The sequence below is a fragment of the Thiorhodococcus mannitoliphagus genome, from assembly GCF_010915725.1.
GTDB classification, from domain to species: Bacteria; Pseudomonadota; Gammaproteobacteria; order Chromatiales; family Chromatiaceae; genus Thiorhodococcus; species Thiorhodococcus mannitoliphagus.
In genome coordinates this window covers 1-939 of sequence record NZ_JAAIJR010000364.1, presented here as the reverse complement: position 1 = coordinate 939, position 939 = coordinate 1, and the positions used below count along the sequence as shown (strand labels likewise).

Genomic DNA, 939 nt, shown 5'->3' with positions numbered 1-939 from the left:
TGTTAAACCGGTTTTGTTGGGGGGGGCCCCCTAACAGGGGGGGGCCCACCCCCACCCCGGGGGGGCGGGGCCCCCCGCCGCCCGGGGCGCCAAAGCGGGGGGGGGCGCCGCTCCCACATCGCTTTGCCTTGAAGGATTCACGGTGTCGACTCAAGCGACTGGACGGTTGGATGATCAACGCTTGCTCGGGCCATCGCGATGAAGGCCAACGGCATCGGCGCGGATGCCACCATGGCGCTAGCAAGGTGATCACTTGGATTCACGCTGGACGGCGCTTTGGCTGCGGTCAGTCAGTCGTGATCTTGGTCGACATTGCCGTGGATCGCACTCTTGCGCCACTTCCTCATTGATTACGAGAGTCTCCAGCCCCCGGACCTCGCCGGACTCCAGGGCGAGGACGTGCGCGTGCTGATCTTCGTCGGCGCCCAGCAGAACAGGATTCCCTTCGACTTTGCCAACGCCATGCAGCAGCTCGGCGAGCGTGCCCGCTACGTCAAAATCAGCGGGGCGGGGCGCAACGCGCTCGACTTCCACCTGGCGTTCTACCTGGGCGAAGTGGTCCAGAAGGATCCAGGCGGGGTGTTTCGGATCGTCTCGAAGGATGGCGGCTTCGATCCGCTGATTGCGCATCTGCAGGCGGATGAAATCGACGTGAAGCGGTTGGAGATCCTGGGTGAGCGTCCCCGCAGCGCCGAGGGTGATCCGCCGCTCCCGGCGGATCAGGTGCCAGGCTGAGCCCTTAGCGGATGTCTCGGTTTCGCTGATGCGGCGAGGTTGATCTTTCGTCGGTGGCACGCGGGGTACCTGGCTCGCGGGAAAGCGCCGTCCGCCCAAACTCCAAGCTTTCCCGCCGTCCGTCACACTAGTGCAACAGAGTGGAAATCCCGAGACTGTTTAATCATTCATGCCGCGAGCGGCTTTCCCTCATAGGTCCAGCGG

General features: G+C 64.2%; 1 protein-coding gene. It reads left to right on the top strand.

What is annotated here, in order from left to right:
- Positions 1–330: 330 nt before the first annotated feature.
- Positions 331–735, top strand: a complete 405-nt coding sequence (locus G3480_RS26895; RefSeq protein WP_164657245.1) for a PIN domain-containing protein — start codon at positions 331–333, stop codon at positions 733–735.
- The last annotated feature ends 204 nt before the right edge of the window (positions 736–939 follow it).